Source organism: Acinetobacter amyesii (assembly GCF_002018365.1).
Classification (GTDB): Bacteria; Pseudomonadota; Gammaproteobacteria; order Pseudomonadales; family Moraxellaceae; genus Acinetobacter; species Acinetobacter amyesii.
In genome coordinates this window covers 63,644-83,137 of the sequence record NZ_MVKX01000009.1, presented here as the reverse complement: position 1 = coordinate 83,137, position 19,494 = coordinate 63,644, and the positions used below count along the sequence as shown (strand labels likewise).

At 42.5% G+C, this 19,494-nt stretch carries 15 protein-coding genes; 10 read left to right on the top strand and 5 right to left on the bottom strand.

Annotated features, from left to right (window positions below):
- Window positions 1-127: 127 nt before the first annotated feature.
- Window positions 128-1,297, top strand: coding sequence for a low temperature requirement protein A (locus tag B1202_RS13400; protein WP_078191113.1), 1,170 nt, complete (start codon window positions 128-130; stop codon window positions 1,295-1,297).
- 93 nt (window positions 1,298-1,390) lie between these two features.
- Entirely contained in the window at window positions 1,391-1,804 is a 414-nt protein-coding gene (locus tag B1202_RS16635) for a TM2 domain-containing protein (protein WP_228145167.1), read from the top strand.
- Between the two features lie 40 nt (window positions 1,805-1,844).
- On the opposite strand, the gene B1202_RS13390 is transcribed toward B1202_RS16635, so the two are convergent.
- The 4 genes from B1202_RS13390 to B1202_RS13375 all read right to left on the bottom strand — a co-directional run bounded on the left by B1202_RS13390 (window position 1,845) and on the right by B1202_RS13375 (window position 7,812).
- Window positions 1,845-2,444, bottom strand: coding sequence for a DUF805 domain-containing protein (locus B1202_RS13390; protein ID WP_078191112.1), 600 nt, complete (start codon window positions 2,442-2,444; stop codon window positions 1,845-1,847).
- A 64-nt stretch (window positions 2,445-2,508) separates the two neighbouring features.
- Window positions 2,509-3,117, bottom strand: coding sequence for a DUF805 domain-containing protein (locus tag B1202_RS13385; protein WP_078191111.1), 609 nt, complete (start codon window positions 3,115-3,117; stop codon window positions 2,509-2,511).
- Between the two features lie 169 nt (window positions 3,118-3,286).
- Complete coding sequence (locus B1202_RS13380) at window positions 3,287-4,570, bottom strand: ribonucleotide-diphosphate reductase subunit beta (RefSeq protein WP_078191110.1); 1,284 nt, start codon at window positions 4,568-4,570, stop codon at window positions 3,287-3,289.
- Window positions 4,571-4,980: 410 nt separating this feature from the next.
- The gene (locus B1202_RS13375; protein ID WP_078191109.1) at window positions 4,981-7,812 is read right to left on the bottom strand and encodes a ribonucleoside-diphosphate reductase subunit alpha; all 2,832 of its coding nucleotides are present in this window, start codon (window positions 7,810-7,812) and stop codon (window positions 4,981-4,983) included.
- A gap of 589 nt (window positions 7,813-8,401) precedes the next feature.
- Here B1202_RS13375 and bfmR point away from each other — a divergent pair.
- A complete protein-coding gene (gene bfmR, locus B1202_RS13370) occupies window positions 8,402-9,118 on the top strand; it encodes a response regulator transcription factor BfmR (protein ID WP_067764711.1) in 717 nt (238 codons plus the stop codon).
- A 45-nt stretch (window positions 9,119-9,163) separates the two neighbouring features.
- Entirely contained in the window at window positions 9,164-10,825 is a 1,662-nt protein-coding gene (gene bfmS, locus B1202_RS13365; RefSeq protein WP_078191108.1) for a sensor histidine kinase BfmS, read from the top strand.
- Window positions 10,826-10,918: 93 nt separating this feature from the next.
- Here the strand turns inward: bfmS and B1202_RS13360 are convergent, their stop codons facing one another.
- A complete protein-coding gene (locus tag B1202_RS13360) occupies window positions 10,919-11,275 on the bottom strand; it encodes a hypothetical protein (protein WP_078191107.1) in 357 nt (118 codons plus the stop codon).
- Between the two features lie 567 nt (window positions 11,276-11,842).
- On the opposite strand from B1202_RS13360, the gene ndhC reads away from it, so the two are divergent.
- The 6 genes from ndhC (at window position 11,843) to nuoG (ending at window position 19,492) form a co-directional block, all read left to right on the top strand.
- Window positions 11,843-12,391, top strand: a complete 549-nt coding sequence (ndhC, locus tag B1202_RS13355; RefSeq protein WP_078191106.1) for an NADH-quinone oxidoreductase subunit A — start codon at window positions 11,843-11,845, stop codon at window positions 12,389-12,391.
- Between the two features lie 6 nt (window positions 12,392-12,397).
- Window positions 12,398-13,075: a NuoB/complex I 20 kDa subunit family protein gene (locus B1202_RS13350; protein WP_078191105.1), complete on the top strand. Its 678-nt coding sequence runs from the start codon at window positions 12,398-12,400 to the stop codon at window positions 13,073-13,075.
- Between the two features lie 87 nt (window positions 13,076-13,162).
- Entirely contained in the window at window positions 13,163-14,950 is a 1,788-nt protein-coding gene (gene nuoC / locus B1202_RS13345; protein ID WP_078191104.1) for an NADH-quinone oxidoreductase subunit C/D, read from the top strand.
- Between the two features lie 14 nt (window positions 14,951-14,964).
- Window positions 14,965-15,474 (top strand): NADH-quinone oxidoreductase subunit NuoE, encoded by a 510-nt coding sequence (gene nuoE / locus B1202_RS13340; protein WP_078191103.1) that lies wholly within the window; start codon window positions 14,965-14,967, stop codon window positions 15,472-15,474.
- Window positions 15,471-16,802, top strand: a complete 1,332-nt coding sequence (nuoF, locus tag B1202_RS13335) for an NADH-quinone oxidoreductase subunit NuoF (protein WP_078191102.1) — start codon at window positions 15,471-15,473, stop codon at window positions 16,800-16,802. Before nuoE ends, nuoF begins: the two co-directional genes overlap by 4 nt.
- A gap of 11 nt (window positions 16,803-16,813) precedes the next feature.
- Window positions 16,814-19,492, top strand: coding sequence for an NADH-quinone oxidoreductase subunit NuoG (gene nuoG, locus B1202_RS13330; RefSeq protein ID WP_078191101.1), 2,679 nt, complete (start codon window positions 16,814-16,816; stop codon window positions 19,490-19,492).
- Window positions 19,493-19,494 lie beyond the last annotated feature (2 nt).

Sequence of the window (19,494 nt, the reverse complement as noted above, 5' to 3'; positions counted from 1 at the left end):
AAGTAGGTTTTTTTAAACCATTATCCTTTTTCTAGAAAACTGTTTCTCATCTGATTTATGTAATCGATCTTGTAACTGTTTCAGGCTTTTGAAAAAATTCAGACAGAAAACAATAAAGCTGAATGCTATGTCCAAATCGTTTTTATTCCCTAGTCAGTGGCTCAAACCTTTGCACCCACGTGATCCACATGAGCATCATCGTGTCGCGACCTCTTTAGAATTGCTTTTTGACTTGATCTTTGTCGTTGCGATCGCAACAGCAGGTCAGCAACTGCATCATGCCATTGTTGAAAATCATTTGGCTCAGGGTTTAACGCTGTATGGCATGGTGTTTTTTGCTTTGTGGTGGGCGTGGATGAACTTTAGTTGGTTTGCCTCGGCATATGATAATGATGATGCGCTCTATCGAATCTTAACTTTCGTACAGATCATTGGTTCTTTGGTCATTGCTGCAGGTATTCCAAGCGCTTTTCAAAAGCAAGATTTTGATGTGATTGTGATTGGCTATGCCATTATGCGTCTCGGCTTGGTTACGCAGTGGTTTCGCGTTGCTAAGCATGATCTGTCCCGTCGGAAAACTGCATTACGCTATGCTTTTGGCATAATACTGGTACAAGTCGGGTGGCTGTTCTTTCATTTTTCACCGCTGCATTTCACCGTTTATCTTTTCATTTTGCTCGCAATTGCTGAACTGTCTGTGCCAGTTTTTGCAGAAGCTGCAAGCCGCACACCTTGGCATGCGCATCATATTGCAGAGCGATATTCACTGCTTACCATTATTGTTCTAGGCGAATCTATTGTCGGATGCTCGATTGCCATAACCGATGCATTGACGAATCAGCGTTTTAGTACGGAACTGATCTTTCTGATGGTGGGCGGCCTGATGATGATGTTCACCATGTGGTGGTCTTATTTTGATACCAGTATTGCAGAGCGTTTAAATAGCCGCAAAATGGCATTTACTTGGGGGTATGGACATTTCTTTGTCTTTATTAGTATCGCGGCGATTGGTGCAGGTTTAGCTGCCGCAGTCGATGTGGTTTCGCATGAGGCACTGATTAGTTCTGAGAAAGAAAGCTACTTTGTGGCGATCAGCCTCGTGATTTATACGACAAGTTTATATTTACTCCATGAATTGCATCATCAAAGTGGTTTTAGAAAACTTTTATATCCTTTAACCGTGGTGATTGTTTTGTGTATTCCGTTGTTTATTACTCCTGCGGGTTATGCAATATTTGCGATGGCAGTGGTATATGCATTGAGATTGATGTTTACAAAATGCTATTTGGCAAGATAAGTTAATGATATGATATTCATCAATAATTCGTTATATTGCTGATGAAAATAACGTCCAAGAATCATCAAAAAAAGATAAAACATAGAGGATTATATGAAAGGGCAAATACTCGATTTTTCTGTTCAAAATAATACAGGCATCATCAGTGGAGATGATCAGAATCGTTATCAATTTTCTGGAAGCGATTGGAAAGGGCAAACTGTTCCTGCTCGTGGACAATTTGTTGATTTTGAGACTAGTGGAATGGGTTATGCAACCGATATTTACTTAGTCGCTGTGCCGAATGTTTTAGGCACGCAATACGGTCAAAAGAGTCGAATTGTTGCTGCACTCTTAGCATTCTTCCTTGGTGGATTTGGTATACATAAATTCTATTTGGGTCGTATTGGATGGGGGATTGTGTATCTACTATTCTGTTGGACCTTTATTCCATCCATTGTTGCTTTTATTGAATTTATTATTTATCTATGCACTTCAGATGAAGATTTTGCGCGTAAATATGGCTAAAGTTTTTTTTTTAAAGATAAGGCGCATTGTGCGCCTTATTTTATTGTTGCAGATCTCTAGCGGGTTGACCCCATTGGTTGTTCTCGGCTTTGGTGTCTGTAGCCCACCATATAATCAGTGGAATGATTCCGATGATTGTGAGCATTAAAAGTTGCCACCAACCTGAACGTCCCGTGTCATGTAGCCGACGTGCGCCAACAGCTAAGCTAGGAATGAGTAAAACGATATTGGTAATATTTTCTAGCCAAGGTTCACTGCCGATAACGAAATCGCAAACAGAGGCAAGTATAGTGACCAATATACAAAATAGCCAAAAGAACCAGAACTCTTTACGTCGAGCACGTCCTTCAAATTCAGCAAACTTTTTCAGTGGTTTGAATGACCACGCGAAAAAGTCATAGTTTTCCTCTTCTTCACTGTAGTTTGTTCGCGTATTCGTGGAAAAACTTTGTTGGTGTAATGCAATATAGACTTGAATCGCTTGCCCACTTTCATCCAAAGCAAAATCAACCTGTTCTCCACGTGTAGGTGGTCTTTGACCGCGCCATTCATGACCAGCAAATTGATAGTGTTTTCCATCTTCAGCACTAATCACCCCAGTATTAGTTTGAATCGAAAAATCTAGTATTTGTCCTTTCATATTTTTCCTGATTTAATGTGCTGTTGATAGTGTGGCTAGATGAACAGTAGCCACGATTTTTTATTTATTTTGCAGGTTGTCCCCATTGGTTTACTTCAGGTTTGGTTTCCGTTGCAAGCCAAATTAGAACCAGAATTGGTCCAACGAGCGGAATCATTTGTATTAACCAATACCAACCAGATTTATTAATATCATGTAAACGGCGTACTGCAACAGAAAGGGACGGAATAACCATTGCTAAGATGAAAATACCTGTGAATATTCCTCTGGTTCTAAGCACTGAATCGACAATCAGAGTAATAATCATTGCGATAAGATAGACCAATACAAAAAACCAATATTCTTTACGGCGTGCACGTCCAGTAAAGTTGGCATAATTTTTCAGACATTTGACAAACCAATCAATCATGTTGAATTGTGATTCAGCTTGGTCTTGGTTTGAAATTTTATCGAGTTGCTGTGAAATTTGTTGAATAGGATTACTGCTGCCAAGAGCATTAAATACTTGAACCGCTTGACCTTCGGGACTGATATCGAAATCTACATGATCGCCGCGTTTAGGTGAGTTTTGGCCACGCCATTCTGCATCTGTAAACTCATAACGGTTTTGATCATCTCCACTGATGATGCCTGAATTGGTTTGTACTGAATAATCTAAAATCTGACCTTTCATTCTGTCCTCTTTTATTATGTGATTTTTATTAATTGATGTATTTTTATACCGTTTTATATTAGCAGAATATGAATTAAATTAAATGCATAGATTTGCTTGGGTGAATGAAATTCTTCATAAAAAAAGCGGAACACTTGGTTCCGCTTTTGATATTTCGCTGAAAAATTTATTACCAGCTTAACGCGCCACCAGTTTGGTAATCCGTTACGCGAGTTTCAAAGAAGTTCTTCTCTTTACGTAAGTCCATCATTTCTGACATCCACTGGAATGGATTATTCACACCAGCAAATTGTTCAGGTAAGCCTAATTGGCTCAAACGACGGTTACAGATGAACTTCAAGTATTCTTCCATCATGCCTGCATTCATACCCAATACACCGCGTGGCATAGTGTCACGTGCATATTCGATTTCAAGCATTGTGCCTTCAAGAATCATTTGAATGATTTCTTCTTGGAACTCAGCAGTCCATAGGTGAGGGTTCTCGATCTTGATTTGGTTGATCATGTCGATACCAAAGTTCAAGTGCATAGATTCATCACGTAAGATGTATTGGAATTGCTCAGCAACACCATTCATCTTGTTACGACGACCCATAGACAAGATTTGGCTGAAACCACAGTAGAAGAAGATACCTTCAAGGACGCAGTAGAACGCGATCAAGTTGCGAAGCAAGATTTGGTCGTTTTCAGGTGTACCTGTTTTGAACGTAGGATCACTTAAAGATTGTGTATATTTCAGACCCCAAGCTGCTTTACGAGCCACTGAAGGAATTTCACGGTACATGTTGAAGACTTCGCCTTCGTCCATACCTAAAGATTCGATACAGTATTGGTAAGCGTGCGTGTGAATTGCTTCTTCAAATGATTGACGTAAGATGTACTGACGGCATTCAGGGTTGGTGATGTGACGGTAGATTGCAAGAACCAAGTTGTTCGCAACCAATGAATCCGCAGTCGAGAAGAAACCTAAAGAACGCATAACAATGGTACGCTCATCTTCGGTCAAGCCATTTTCAGACTTCCAAAGTGCGATGTCATGGTTCATGTTCACTTCTTGCGGCATCCAGTGGTTTGCACAACCGTCTAGATATTTTTGCCAAGCCCATTCGTATTTGAACGGTACAAGTTGGTTTAAGTCAGCGCGGCAGTTGATCATCGCTTTATCATCAACTTGAACACGCTGAGCACCCATTTCTAGCTCTTCTAAGCCAGGTGCAACGTCTAGATTTTCTAGAGCGTTAGATGCTCTTGCCAACGGATCGGTTGGATCTGTTGGTCGATTTGTACTGGTTCGAGCGGGTTGTGCAGCTGCCAAATTCGGCGATGAGTGCTGTGCATTAGATACCACTTGCGAATCAGTCGTTTTTTGCGGTTCGACGGGCGCAGGCTGGTGAGCTTGTGCAGCTTGTTTCGGTTCATCATCTTCGAAATCGTCCCAACTTAGGATAGACATAACAGTTCTCTCTTCGTTGCTTTATATCTTTTATAGACATCCAGCGTCGCTGAGATGTCCTACTATACGCTCAATTTGTGTAAGCAAAATTAAGTTTTGTCGATCACTGCTCTAAAAGTGTTCGGTAGAGCAAATATCCCCACTACTTATTTTGATTACGCGATTTATATGCCTTGAACCAGAAATAGGCGATCGGGACATAAAAAGTCAAAATAAAGGAAACCACCAAAGCAATAAGCCCTAACTGATAGTTATGCGTCATATGTGGCATGGGGTATTCCTTTATTTATTTTTAATTTTTAAATCTCCCCAAACCCCTCTTTAAAAAAGAGGGGCTTCCTTGAATCCAAAAGGGTTTTAGGAAGTCCCCCTTTACAAAGGGGGATTTAGGGGGATTAAAACCTGTCAGATTATTGACAAGCTTCACAATCAGGGTTGTCAATTGAACATGCCATAGGCACTGGAGCTGCTTGACCAAAACCTTCTTCTTCAGCAGCAACTTCAGCTTTAGGTTCTTCTTTCGCAACAGCTGTTACAGGTGCTGCAACAGTAGCAGGCTTAACTGCATTCAATGCGCCAGTGTTAATGGTTGATTTCTCAGCAGAAGTCGCACCCAATGCACGTAGGTAATAAGTAGTTTTTAGACCACGTAACCATGCCATTTTGTACGTCATATCAAGTTTCTTACCGTTTGCACCAGAGATGTAAAGGTTAAGAGACTGAGCTTGGTCGATCCATTTTTGACGACGTGATGCAGCATCCACAATCCAACGTGGCTCAACTTCGAACGCAGTCGCGAAGATTGCTTTAAGCTCTTCAGGAATACGTGCGATTTTTTGAACCGAACCTTCGAAGTGTTTCAGGTCGTTCACCATTACAGAATCCCAAAGACCGCGATCTTTTAACGCACGTACTAGGTACGGGTTGATCACTGTGAATTCACCAGAAAGGTTAGATTTCACATACAAGTTTTGGAAAGTTGGTTCGATTGACTGTGATACGCCACAAATGTTCGAAATGGTTGCAGTCGGTGCAATCGCCATCACGTTTGAGTTACGCATACCGTCTTTTTGAACTTTAGTACGTAAAGTATCCCAGTCCAAACGTGTTGTACGGTCAACTTCGAACATACGGTCAGGACGTGCTTTTTGTACGATATCTAAAGAGTCAATTGGCAAGATGCCTTGATCCCAAAGTGAACCTTTAAATGTCTCGTAAGTACCACGTTCAAGTGCCAAGTCGCTAGATGTTTGGATCGCGTAGTAAGAAATCACTTCCATAGATTCATCAGCGAACTCAACCGCAGCATCAGAACCATAAGCCAATTTCATTTCGTATAAAGCATCTTGGAAGCCCATGATACCCATACCTACTGGACGGTGTTTCAAGTTCGAGTTACGTGCTTGAGGAACAGCGTAGTAGTTGATGTCAATTACGTTATCAAGCATACGAACAGCAGTTTTAACTGTACGAGCAAGCTTTTCACGATCTAACACACCGCCTTGAACGTGTTGTACAAGGTTGATTGAACCTAAGTTACATACTGCGATTTCATCTTCGTTAGTGTTCAGCGTAATTTCTGTACACAAGTTAGAAGAGTGAACTACACCAACGTGTTGTTGTGGTGAACGTAAGTTACATACGTCTTTGAATGTGATCCAAGGGTGGCCAGTTTCAAACAACATAGACAACATTTTGCGCCATAAGTCTTTCGCACGGACTTTCTTATGTAGCATGTTGGTTTCTTTCGCAATGCCTTCGTAGTAAGCATAGCGTTCAGCAAATTCTGCACCTGTTAGGTCATGCAAATCAGGTGTTTCAGATGGTGTGAACAGAGTCCATTCAGCATCTTCGAATACACGTTGCATAAACAAATCAGGAACCCAGTTCGCTGTGTTCATATCGTGTGTACGACGACGGTCATCACCGGTGTTCTTACGAAGCTCTAGGAATTCTTCGATGTCCAAGTGCCAAGTTTCAAGGTATGCACATACTGCACCTTTACGTTTACCACCTTGGTTGACTGCAACAGCAGTATCGTTGGCAACTTTAAGGAACGGTACAACACCTTGTGACTTACCATTCGTACCTTTGATGTACGAGTTAAGCGCACGAACTGGAGTCCAGTCATTACCTAAACCGCCAGCCCATTTAGACAACATTGCGTTATCACGCATTGCGCCATAAATGTTGTAAAGGTCATCTGAAATCGTTGTTAAGTAACAGCTAGATAACTGTGGACGTAAAGTACCAGAGTTAAATAGAGTAGGCGTAGACGCCATGTAATCGAAGCTAGACAATAAGTTATAGAATTCGATTGCACGTTCTTCACGGTTATCTTCGTTCAATGAAAGACCCATTGAAACACGCATGAAGAATAATTGTGGTAATTCGAAACGTACGCCATCTGAGTGGATGAAGTAACGGTCAAATAAGGTTTGTAGACCTAAATAAGTAAATTGGTTTGAGCGTTCTGGTTGAATCGCAGCAGCCAATTTTGCAAGGTCAAAGTTAAGAAGTTCTGGAGAAAGAAGATCAAGCTCGATACCTTTCTTCAAGAAAGTTTCTAAAGCGTCGCCTTCGTTCGTGTCAGTATCTAAACCTAAGAACTCTAAACCTGTAGCAACAAGGTCATTACGGAGTAAACGCGCAGTCACGTATGTATAGTTTGGTTCTTGTTCGATACGTGTACGAGTAGCCATCATCATGGTCGTTGAGATGTCTGACTCTTTTACGCCGTTATATAGGTTTTTCACAGTCTCATCGATAATCGCTTGAACATCGATGCCTTCTAAACCTTCAGCTGCTTTGACAATATTTGCCTCAAGCGCACCAAGATCAAGCGGTTTAAGCTGACCGTTTGAACCTGTCACTTGTAAAGTAGGGTGGTGGTGAGCACCAGTTTGTTTACGAGCTTCAGCACGTTGTTCGCGGTAAATCACGTAAGAGCGAGCAACTTTTTGCTCACCTGTACGCATAAGCGCAAGTTCAACCTGATCCTGAATTTCTTCAATATGAATGGTACCGCCAGAAGGTAAACGACGGTTAAAGGTATTCAATACCATCTCAGTTAATTGAGAGATACGGTCATGAATACGGCTGGAGTCAGCGCTTTGCTGGCCTTCAACGGCCAAGAACGCTTTACCGATCGCCACAGAGATTTTTTCTGCATCAAAAGGTGCAACGTCACCGGTGCGTTTAATCACCTGAATTTGACCAGGGGTTGAATTCGTTACGCTCATGCTAGCATAGCTCCATTTTTCATCTATTTTTATGTTAGGACCGTTTGAACTGGGCAATTTTTATGCCACAGTGTTTGAGGTTTAAACACAAGACCTAGTGGTTTAAAAATTTATTGAACACAAGATACGGGAAAATTTAGGGTAGATCAATATTGACATTTATTTAAAAATTTCGGTCAGTCCGAACTGCCTTCCATTGCGTAAAAATCCCTATTTTTTATCTTTGTTATATATGCCTTATCCGACAAGGGCATAGCATAGCAAAGTCGAAAAAGAGTGCTTATAGATAACATTGTGGATAACTTTAGAAAGCGTAAAAAGTTGTGAATTAACCAGTCAGTTTTTATCCGATGAAAATGTATCCAAATTTATAATTGTTGCTATTGTGAGCAATAGGTCATGGAAATGATCGGTAAATAAAATTGCAGAAATATGGCAGGTTAAAATTTATTACAAAATACGATATTGATGTATCAGTTTCGTGAATGCCATCTTGTTTACAATGTAAACGTGTGTATATTGCAAACTATGTTTAAGCGTATCTATCGGATTTCAAATAGGATACGCCCAATCAAATAAGGGGCAATCAATGAGCCAAGAAGAAAAGTTACCTAAAATTTTAATTGTTGAAGACGATGAGCGTCTTGCTCGTTTAACTCAAGAATACTTAATCCGTAACGGACTTGAAGTTGGGGTAGAACCAGACGGTAACCGTGCAATCCGCCGTATTATCGCTGAACAACCAGACATGGTATTACTTGACGTAATGCTTCCGGGTGCCGATGGTTTAACCATTTGTCGTGAAGTTCGTCCGCATTACCATCAACCAATTTTAATGTTGACTGCACGTACCGAAGATATGGACCAAGTTTTGGGTCTAGAAATGGGTGCAGATGACTACGTTGCAAAACCTGTTCAACCTCGCGTTCTGCTTGCGCGTATTCGTGCATTATTACGTCGTACAGACAAAGCACCAGAAGATGAAGTTGCACAGCGCATCGAATTTGATGACCTTGTAATTGATAATGGTGGTCGTTCTGTCACGCTCAATAATGAGTTGGTTGACTTTACTAGTGCGGAATATGACCTTTTATGGTTATTGGCATCTAATGCAGGTCGCATTCTTTCTCGTGAAGATATCTTTGAGCGTCTTCGTGGTATTGAATACGATGGTCAAGACCGTTCAATCGACGTGCGTATTTCACGTATTCGTCCAAAAATTGGCGATGATCCTGAAAACCCGAAACGTATTAAGACCGTACGTAGTAAAGGTTATTTATTCGTAAAAGAAACTAACGGCATTTAATGTAAAATGCCGTCCCTAAGTTTGGCAAAGTAGGACACTTTTTACGTGTTTAAACACAGTATATTTTTGCGCGTCTACGCGGGACTACTGATATTAGTCTTCTTAGTCGCTACATTTGGCTATTTGCTGGTACAGATCATCAACTACCAGCGCGCGCAAGAATATCGTGAGTCGCTTACTGACGGCTTGTCTTTCATTATTAGTGAAGGTATTGCACGTCAGCCAAATGAACAGCAAAAGTCGGATTGGGTGTCAGATGCATCTGATCTACTTGAGTTGCCGATCTATTATGTCAAAGCTAATCAGGTAGATTTAACCCGAGCGGAAACCAAGCGTATAGAAGAGCGCAAAGCTGTGGTGCGTTGGGATGCACAAACTACGGCAGCCTATATTATTATTGGCTTAAAAGATGACCCTGCGCATCTGCTGTATATCAAAGCCGACAATATTTCAGAACGCCAAATGAAGGCGTTGCCGGTCTTTATACTGGATTATTTGGTTTATTACCCTGGTCAAGAAAAACAATATCTTGAAAAAATCCAGCATCATTTTTCTTACCCAATTTCAATTCAAAATGTTCAGAGTTTGCCTTTAGATTCTGAGCAAATCGGCCGACTACGTTTAGACCACAGTATTATTTTGTATCGTGATAGTGCGACGGAGCGCGGCACGACCATTTCGATTGTATCGCCAATTCCAAGTTCAACTTCAGAAGTCTTGGTTATGGGGCCGGTACCATTATTTAATTGGATGCCTTTCCAGTTGGCAGCCGGTATTACGCTACTGAGCTTATTTGTCTTGAGCTTGGGTGTTTATGGTCTATTGGTGCCGATGCAACGTAAGCTGCGTGCTGTAAATTATGCGTTAAATAAAATGAAGGGCGGGGACTTATCTGTACGTCTGCCTGTCGAAAGTACCGATGAATTTGGTACCTTGGCATCGAGCTATAACTCGATGTCGGATCATATTGAGCGTTTAATTGAAGCACAGCGTGAGTTGATGCGCGCGGTATCGCATGAACTGCGAACACCTGTGGCGCGTATTCGCTTTGGTGTAGAAATGATGGCGGATGAAGATGACTACGACTACCGTCAGCAGCAAGTTGAACAAATCGACAAAGATATCGAAGCGCTCAACACCTTGATTGATGAAATCATGACTTATGCCAAGCTCGAACAGGGCATGCCATCTTTAGAGTTTGAAGATGTCAGCTTGTTTGAAGTTTTAGATCAGGTCTTGATTGAAACCGAAGCCTTAAAGACTGGGAAAACCTTGGAGTTACAAGCACCACCGATTGGGGTGATTGTGGAAACCGAGCGTCGCTACTTACATCGCGTTGTACAAAACTTGGTGGGCAACGCAGTGCGTTATTGTGATGATAAAGTGCTGATCAGTGGTGGTGTCAATGATGAAGGCATGGCCTATATCTGTGTTGAAGATGATGGCCCTGGCATTCCAGAAGAAGATCGTAAGCGTATTTTTGATGCCTTTGCCCGTTTAGATGATAGTCGCACCCGTGCGTCAGGGGGCTATGGTTTAGGTTTATCCATTGTTAGCCGTATTGCTTATTGGTTTGGTGGAACAGTTGGTATTGATGAAAGTCCAACATTGGGTGGGGCGCGTTTTACCATGACATGGCCTGCGACACGTTTTAAGAAAAATAAACCGAAGCTAGATGGTAAAGAGCTTAGTGCCAATGACAGCTAAGCGAGCTAAGAAATCTAGCTCAGCTGCATTTAGCGAATGATACATATAAAAAAGCCATTCAATTTGAATGGCTTTTTTATATCAGGTTTTTACTTATTCGGTAATCGTTGCATCAGGTTCAATAATGGGTTTGCCATTTTTCAGAGCAGAAAGGGCATCTGTATTGAAATCGATGAGTAAAGAGTTGTTTTTAGCATCGATAGAATAATTGCTAATGAGTTTTTGGTCGCCGTTTAGGGTTTCAAGTTTATATTCATCTGCAATATTCATAATCCCGTTAAGGTTGGTGGTTGCAGAAGCTAAATCTTGACGTAATAACTCATAGATATCACGTAAATCAAAAATGGCATTTTGAGCATCAGGATGCTTATCTAAGTAGTTTTTAATATGGTGAATCACCAATTGCGCAGATAGAAAATAATCAGGTTTATGCGTAAATTCTAAAGTCATTATTGTCTCTCCGTTGTGATTGCTTTTTGTGTTTTAACTACAAATATCACACTCTTTATAGGTCGTGTCAAAGAATTGCAAAAAAGCCACAAGAAGCTAAAAAAATGCCTTTTTACATAGACTCAATACGGTTCAGTTTTCAGTTGAAGAAAAGACCAAAACCAGCAGAAGTGAATAAAGAACCAACAAAGTTGAGGTGGGGGAGTATTTATTTAATAAATGACGCAGTTGATAAAAATACGGCAATTTGAATGTGTATGCTGAGAAATGAAGGGTTTGTTGATGAAACTGAACAGTCATAATTTTCTGATAAAATCACATAAATGTAATAATTAATAAAAAAATGCAATCTAATCTAATTAAGCGATTAATCCTAATTTTAAGGGAGTAAACCCAATTTAAATGCTGAAATGATTAAAAAATCATCCTAAAGACGAATACCGATAAGCTAGCAAGAAGCCTCCTCAATCAGGTACAATTGGCGGGATTAATTTTGTGTTTGGTGTATTTGAAGGCCAATACATACATTCTTTGTTAATAAATAGGCCTGCCAGGAGTTATCCCCGCATGAGTGCCATTACTCCATACGATTGGGCAATTATTGCCTTCGTGATCGGCGTTACATTCCTTTGCGTCTTTATGCTGACCGTCCCTTTACTCCTTGGGGGTAAATCATGGGGTCGTGCTAAGCAAGAGCAGTTTGAGTCAGGTGTAGTAGGTGCTGGTGGTGCACGTATTCGCTTGTCTGCGAAATTCTATTTAGTTGCAATTTTCTTCGTCGTGTTTGATATCGAAGCACTTTATCTATATGCATGGTCTACTTCTGTTCGTGAAGCAGGCTGGTTTGGTTTTACTACCGTGGTTATTTTTGTGGTCGATTTATTGATTGCTTTAATTTACGCGGTAAAAGTAGGTGCATTAGATTGGGCGCCTTCTGATAAGCGTAAAGCTGCAGGTAAAGCGTTGAAAATTGGTTCACCAAATATGGACATCGCAGAAATCACACGCTTTAACTCTATTGAAGAGTTGGTTATGGACCCTACAGGTCAAATTCCAGCGCAATCATCTGGTCGTGTGAAATCTAAGTCACCGACTGCATCATCTGACAAGGAGTAAGACGGGATGAAATATACATTAACCCGTGCGAATCCGGATGCTGATCAATATCCACTTCAAGAGCGTCAAATCGTTACCGATCCGCTTGAAGAAGAAGTGAATAAAAATGTGTTCATGACTCGTTTAGAGGATGTTGCACATACAGCAGTAAACTGGGGTCGTAAAAACTCAGTTTGGCCGTTCAACTTTGGTACATCTTGCTGCTACGTAGAGTATGCAACGACTTTAACAGGCGTGCATGACTTGTCACGTTTCGGTGCCGAGGTTATTCGTGCTTCACCACGTCAGGCTGACTTGATGATTGTTGCAGGTACATGCTTCATGAAAATGGCGCCTGTAATTCAACGTTTGTACGAGCAAATGCTTGAGCCTAAATGGGTAATCTCAATGGGCGCATGTGCAAACTCTGGTGGTATGTACGACATTTATTCAGTTGTACAAGGTGTGGATAAAATCATCCCTGTCGATGTGTATATCCCAGGTTGCCCACCACGTCCTGAAGCTTTAATTCAGGCATTGATGTTATTGCAAGACCAGATTCAACTTGAGCGCCGTCCTTTATCGGCCGTGATTGGTGATGATCTTAAGCCAGTGTATAAGCCAAAGATGATGCCAGAACGTGACCGTAAGAACGCACAGCGTATTGCAGTGAAAAACTTACGCTCAATGGATGAAATTAAATAATCACTGCGACGAAATATTGATACACCCGGACTGGGTGTAATTGTCGTTTTGATTGACTGAATTTGTATTAAATAGGAAGCCAAGCCAATGGCTGAAACTGACATTGCTATGCCAGAATCAACTCCAGTTGATTCCCGCCCTGCATTTGCAATTGTAGAAGAGCTCAAAACCAAATTTGGTGAGAACTTCTACGTGCAAACGACTTTTGAAGACTTTCCAACAGTCTGGGTTGAGCGCGCACGTGTACAAGAAGTTTTAATGTTCTTGCGTACAGTGTCACGTCCATACGTGATGCTGTTTGACTTGTCTGCGGTTGATGAGCGTTTACGTACACACCGCGATGGTCTGCCTGCATCTGACTTCACTGTGTTCTATCACTTGTTATCGTTAGAGCGTAACAGTGATATTCGTATCAAGGTTGCATTAGCTGAGAATGATGTAAACATTCCAACCGCAACTAATATTTGGCCGAATGCCAACTGGTACGAACGTGAAGCTTACGACATGTTCGGTATCAACTTCGAAGGGCATCCAATGCTCCGTCGTATCTTGTTGCCAACATATTGGGAAGGTCACCCGTTACGTAAAGAATATTCTGCACGTGCGACCGAATACACGCCATATCGCCAAAACCAAGCGAAACAGGATTACGAACAAGAACATCTTCGTTTCGTACCTGAAGATTGGGGTATGAAGCGTGGGAACGATGATGAAGACTTCATGTTCCTAAACTTGGGTCCTAACCATCCATCTGCGCACGGTGCCTTCCGTGTGATCTTGCAGTTGGACGGTGAAGAAGTGAAAGACTGTGTTCCTGACATCGGCTATCACCACCGTGGTGTGGAAAAAATGGCTGAGCGTCAAACATGGCACTCATTCATTCCGTATACAGACCGTGTTGACTACTTAGGTGGTTGTGCGCAAAACATGCCTTACGTTCTTGGCGTAGAGCAAATGGCAGGGATTACCGTTCCTGATCGTGCACAATGTATCCGTGTCATGATGTCTGAATTGTTCCGTATCAATAACCACTTATTGTTCATTGGTACTGCGATTCAGGATGCCGGCGGTATGACCCCAGTATTCTATATGTTCGCTGACCGTCAAAAAATTTATGACGCGATCGAAGCGATCACGGGTTACCGTATGCACCCAGCATGGTTCCGTATCGGTGGTACAGCGCACGACTTGCCAAACAACTGGCAACACCTCATTCGCGAAATCCTAGATTGGATGCCGAAGCGTATGAACGAGTACTACACTGCGGCACTGAAAAACTCAGTGTTTATCGGTCGTACCCGTAATGTTGCTCAGTATGATGCAAAATCAGCATTGGCTTGGGGTGTAACTGGTACAGGTCTACGTGCTACAGGTATCGACTTCGACGTTCGTAAATACCGTCCTTATAGCGGCTACGAAAACTACGATTTCGATGTGCCTTTAGAGTACGAAGGCGATGCTTATGCACGTGTTCTTGTTCACTTCCGTGAAATCGAAGAATCACTGAAAATCATCAAGCAATGTTTAGACAATATGCCTTCTGGTGCATACAAAGCAGACCATCCATTGGCTGTTCCACCACCAAAAGATAAAACTTTACAAGACATCGAAACATTGATTACGCACTTCTTGAGCGTGTCATGGGGTCCTGTAATGCCAGCAGGCGAAAGCTCTGTAATGGCGGAAGTGGTAAAAGGTGCGTCGAACTACTACTTGACTTCAGACAAGTCAACGATGAGTTACCGTACACGTATTCGTACACCAACCTTCACGCACTTACAGCAAATGCCTTCTGTGATTAACGGCAGCTTAATGTCTGACTTAATCATTTATTTAGCGACAATTGACGTCGTAATGGCTGACGTGGATCGCTAAGGGGTAATCGCATTATGATGATTTTGACTGACAAAAAACCACGTGTGAACGTTGAAGGGATTTTAACTGCGGAAGAAATCCACGATATCGAACATCACATTGGTCACTATCCGTACCCACGCGCAGCATGTCTTGATGCGTTGAAGTGTGTACAACGCCGTAATGGCTGGGTAGATGATGCACAGATGAATGCTATTGCTCAATTGCTTAGCATGAGCCTTGCAGACCTAGAAGGTGTTGCTACTTTCTATAACCGTATTTACCGTCAACCAGTTGGTCGCCACGTAATTTTATTATGTGACTCGATTGCTTGTTTCTTGATGGGTGCGGAAACACTTGCTGAAGCATTCCAGCGTGAATTAGGCATTTCATTTGGTCAAACGACTGCAGATGGTCGCTTTACTTTATTGCCAATTTGCTGCCTAGGTAACTGTGACAAAGGTCCGACGTTAATGATTGACGAAGACACTCACGGTCTAGTTGAAGTGACTTCAATTAAACAGTTATTGGAGAAGTATGTATGAATACTGAACCAAAACCAATTTATGGCGACGGTAACCCAGAAACTCACCCATTAACTTGGCGTTTGAGCAAACAGGAACACGTTCGCAGTGCAGATGATTACGAAGCACTTGAAGGTTATGCTGGCTTTAAGAAAGCTGTTGGCATGCAACCGAAAGAAGTGCTTGAAGTGATCAAAGCTGCGACTGTAAAAGGTCGTGGTGGTGCGGGCTTCCCAGCAGGGATCAAATGGTCGCTTATGGCACCAAATGATAACTCAGGTCCTCGTTACCTCATCTGTAATGCCGATGAAATGGAACCAGGTACCTTTAAAGACCGTCTGTTGATGGAAAAACTTCCTCATCAGTTGATCGAAGGTATGTTGATTGCTGCTTATACATTAGAAGCAACACAAGGTTATATCTTCATCCGTGGTGAATACATCGAAGCGGCTCAATACTTAAATGAAGCATTGGACCAAATTCGTGCCAAAGGTTACTTAGGCGAAAACATCCTAGGTACAGATTGGAACTTTGAGTTACACGTGCATACCGGTGCGGGTCGTTATATCTGTGGTGAAGAAACTGCATTGATTAACTCGCTTGAAGGTCGCCGTGCGAACCCGCGTACTAAACCGCCATTCCCACAAGTTGCAGGTGCTTGGGGTCGTCCTACGATTGTTAACAACGTAGAGACTTACAATAACTTGCCAGCAATTATGCTTCGTGGCCCTGAATGGTATATCGGTTTATCAGAAGGTAAGTCGAAAGATCCAGGTACTAAAATCTACGGTGCATCAGGTAAAGTGACTTTCCCAGGTCTTTGGGAACTTCCATTTGGTACAACTGCGCGTGAAGTGATTGAAGATCATGCGGGTGGTATGCGTGATGGTTTAAAACTCAAAGCATGGTTACCGGGTGGTGCTTCTACAGACTTCCTTGCTGCTGAACACATTGACCTCCCTATGGATGCTGAAAGCATCATGAAAGCAGGTTCACGTTTAGGTACGTGTTTGCTCATGGTGGTTGATGAAACTCAGTGTATGGTTTCTGCGACACGTAACTTAGAAGAATTCTTTGCGCGTGAATCTTGCGGTTGGTGTACACCATGCCGTGATGGCTTACCTTGGGCGGTTAAAGCGCTTAAAGCCTTGGAAGATGGCACAGGTAAGAAAGAAGATATCGATCACTTACAAGAACTTACTCGTAAGCTTTGGATTGGTAAAACTTTCTGTGCGCATGCTCCAGGTGCGATGGAACCGTTAATGGGCGCACTCAAACATTTCCGTGGCGAATTTGAAGCTAAAGTCGTAAATGCGGCAGCTCAAACTAGCAACGTAGAACAAGCTTAAGGAATTCGACTATGGCTACAATTCATGTCGATGGAAAATCGTATGAAGTCAACGGCTCAGAGAACTTGCTACAAGCATGTCTTAGCCTTGGCATCGACATCCCATACTTTTGTTGGCATCCATCCTTAGGTTCTGTCGGTTCTTGCCGTCAATGTGCTGTGACTCAATACGCGAATCCTGAAGATACTCGCGGTCGTTTAGTTATGTCATGTATGACGCCTGCATCTGACAATACCTACATCTCGATTGAAGATAACGAAGCAAAGAATTTCCGTGCTTCTGTTGTTGAATTCTTGATGACCAACCACCCACACGACTGTCCAGTCTGTGAAGAGGGTGGTCACTGTCATTTACAAGATATGACTGTAATGACTCAGCATGACCGTCGTCGTTACCGCTTCACAAAACGTACGCATTACAACCAAGAGCTAGGCTCTTTCATTTCTCATGAAATGAACCGTTGTATCGCGTGCTACCGTTGTGTGCGTTACTACAAAGATTATGCAGGTGGTACGGACTTTGGTGTGTATGCAAACGCTTCGCGTGTTTACTTTGGTCGTCCAGAATCAGGTACTTTAGAATCTGAATTCTCTGGTAACTTGACTGAAGTTTGCCCAACAGGTGTATTCACAGATAAAACTCACTCTGAACGCTATAACCGTAAATGGGACATGCAGTATGCGCCAAGCGTATGCCAAGGCTGTTCTTCAGGTTGTAACATCTCTCCGGGTGAACGTTATGGCGAACTACGTCGTGTAGAAAACCGCTTTAACGGTGACGTGAACCAATACTTCCTTTGCGATAAAGGTCGTTTCGGTACAGGTTATGTGAACCGTGAAGATCGTCCACGTCAACCACAATTCCGCTCTGGTGCAAATGTGACTACAGTTTCTGTAGACCAAGCATTGGATACCGTAATTGAAAATATCCAAGGCAAAAAAGTATTGGGTATCGGTTCACCACGTGCGTCACTTGAATCAAACTTCGCACTTCGCGAACTTGTAGGTCAAGACAACTTCTCAACAGGTATGTCTCAAAAAGAGCAAAAACTTGTTGAGCTTGCAGCTTCTATCATGCAAACCGAAGGTGTTTATAACCCTGGTATGCGTGAAATCGAAAGCTACGATGCTGTGTTGATTTTGGGTGAAGATCTGACTCAAACTGCGCCACGTATGGCTCTATCTGTTCGCCAAGCTGCGAAAAATAAAGCCAAAGAAATGGCTGCAGAGCGCCGTACGCAAGAGTGGTTAGCTGAACCTGTACAACGTATTGCTCAAGATGCGAAATCTCCGATTTACATCCTTGCTGCAACTCAAACACGTTTAGCTGATGTTGCTACCGGTGAAGTTGTTGCATCACCTAACGACATTGCACGTTTAGGTTTTGCGGTCGCTGCTGCTGTGAAAGGTGAAGTGATCTTAGGTTTGGATGACGATGCGAAAGCATTTGCACAAACCATTGCTGACACTTTAAAAGCTGCGAAAAAACCATTAATCATCTCTGGTACAAGCTTACAAGACGCATCAATCATGGAAGCTGCTGCACAAGTTGCACAGAACCTTGGTAATGCGGGCTTAACATTGACTGTTCCTGAAGTGAACTCAATGGGCTTAGCGATCTTTGGTGGTCAAAGCTTAGAACAAGCATTTGCACAAGATTACGATACCGTGATCGTGGTGGAAAATGACCTTTATCGTCGTTTACCAGCCGCTCAGGTGAATGCTGCACTTTCAGCGAAAGAGGTGATCGTACTTGATCATTCTGAAACTGAAACTGTGAAAAAAGCCAACATCGTACTTTCTGCTGCTTCATTTGCTGAAGGTGATGGTACTGTTGTCTCTCAAGAAGGCCGTGCACAACGTTTCTACCAAGTGTATGACCCAAGCTACTACAAACCTGAACTTGCGATCAAAGAATCTTGGCGCTGGTTACATGCCATTGAAACTGGCGTGAAAGGCAAAGCCATTTCTTGGACACTTCTTGATGACGTGATCGAGTCAGTAGCGAAAAACGTTCCTGCACTTGAAGCGATTCAAGACGTAGCACCAGATGCTGGCTTCCGTGTACATGGTCTGAAAGTGGCACGTGAACCACGTCGTTACTCAGGTCGTACAGCGATGCGCGCACCACTTTCTATTCATGAACCAAAACAACCAGTCGATAAAGACTCTGCGTTGACGTTCTCTATGGAAGGTTATGTAGGTAACCAAACTCCAGCTTCACTTGTACCATTTGCTTGGTCTGCAGGTTGGAACTCTCCACAAGCTTGGAACAAATTCCAAGACAACGTGGGTGGTCACTTAAAAGGTGGTGATGCAGGCGTTCGTTTATTCGATCGTTTAGCGAAACGTCCAGCACGTACTTTCGTTGCACCTGCACCTGTTGCGGTTAATGGTGAAAGCTTCCGTCTTGTACCGATGCATCACATCTTCGCTTCTGGTGAATTTACAGTGAAAACACCTGCGATGGAATCACGTATTCCTGAAGCAATGTTTGCTGTGGGTGAACAAGATGCAGCACGCTTAAATGTTCAAGATGGTCAACGTATCGCTGTGAAAGCAGGGGATGCTGAAATCGTCCTTCCAGTTCAAGTGATTGAATACTTACCTACAGGTTATATCGGTTACCCAGTGGGTCTTGCACCTACAGTATCGCTTGCAGAACCTGTTTCAGTCGCGGTAGGAGTGTAATT

Bases quoted from the DNA above. Each gene is read 5' to 3' on its own strand.
- B1202_RS13400 (WP_078191113.1), top strand. From the start codon at position 128: ATGTCCAAATCGTTTTTATTCCCTAGTCAGTGGCTCAAACCTTTGCAC.
- B1202_RS16635 (WP_228145167.1), top strand. From the start codon at position 1,391: ATGAAAGGGCAAATACTCGATTTTTCTGTTCAAAATAATACAGGCATC.
- B1202_RS13390 (WP_078191112.1), bottom strand. From the start codon at position 2,444: ATGAAAGGACAAATACTAGATTTTTCGATTCAAACTAATACTGGGGTG.
- B1202_RS13385 (WP_078191111.1), bottom strand. From the start codon at position 3,117: ATGAAAGGTCAGATTTTAGATTATTCAGTACAAACCAATTCAGGCATC.
- B1202_RS13380 (WP_078191110.1), bottom strand. From the start codon at position 4,570: ATGTCTATCCTAAGTTGGGACGATTTCGAAGATGATGAACCGAAACAA.
- B1202_RS13375 (WP_078191109.1), bottom strand. From the start codon at position 7,812: ATGAGCGTAACGAATTCAACCCCTGGTCAAATTCAGGTGATTAAACGC.
- bfmR (WP_067764711.1), top strand. From the start codon at position 8,402: ATGAGCCAAGAAGAAAAGTTACCTAAAATTTTAATTGTTGAAGACGAT.
- B1202_RS13360 (WP_078191107.1), bottom strand. From the start codon at position 11,275: ATGACTTTAGAATTTACGCATAAACCTGATTATTTTCTATCTGCGCAA.
- ndhC (WP_078191106.1), top strand. From the start codon at position 11,843: ATGAGTGCCATTACTCCATACGATTGGGCAATTATTGCCTTCGTGATC.
- B1202_RS13350 (WP_078191105.1), top strand. From the start codon at position 12,398: ATGAAATATACATTAACCCGTGCGAATCCGGATGCTGATCAATATCCA.
- nuoC (WP_078191104.1), top strand. From the start codon at position 13,163: ATGGCTGAAACTGACATTGCTATGCCAGAATCAACTCCAGTTGATTCC.
- nuoE (WP_078191103.1), top strand. From the start codon at position 14,965: ATGATGATTTTGACTGACAAAAAACCACGTGTGAACGTTGAAGGGATT.
- nuoF (WP_078191102.1), top strand. From the start codon at position 15,471: ATGAATACTGAACCAAAACCAATTTATGGCGACGGTAACCCAGAAACT.
- nuoG (WP_078191101.1), top strand. From the start codon at position 16,814: ATGGCTACAATTCATGTCGATGGAAAATCGTATGAAGTCAACGGCTCA.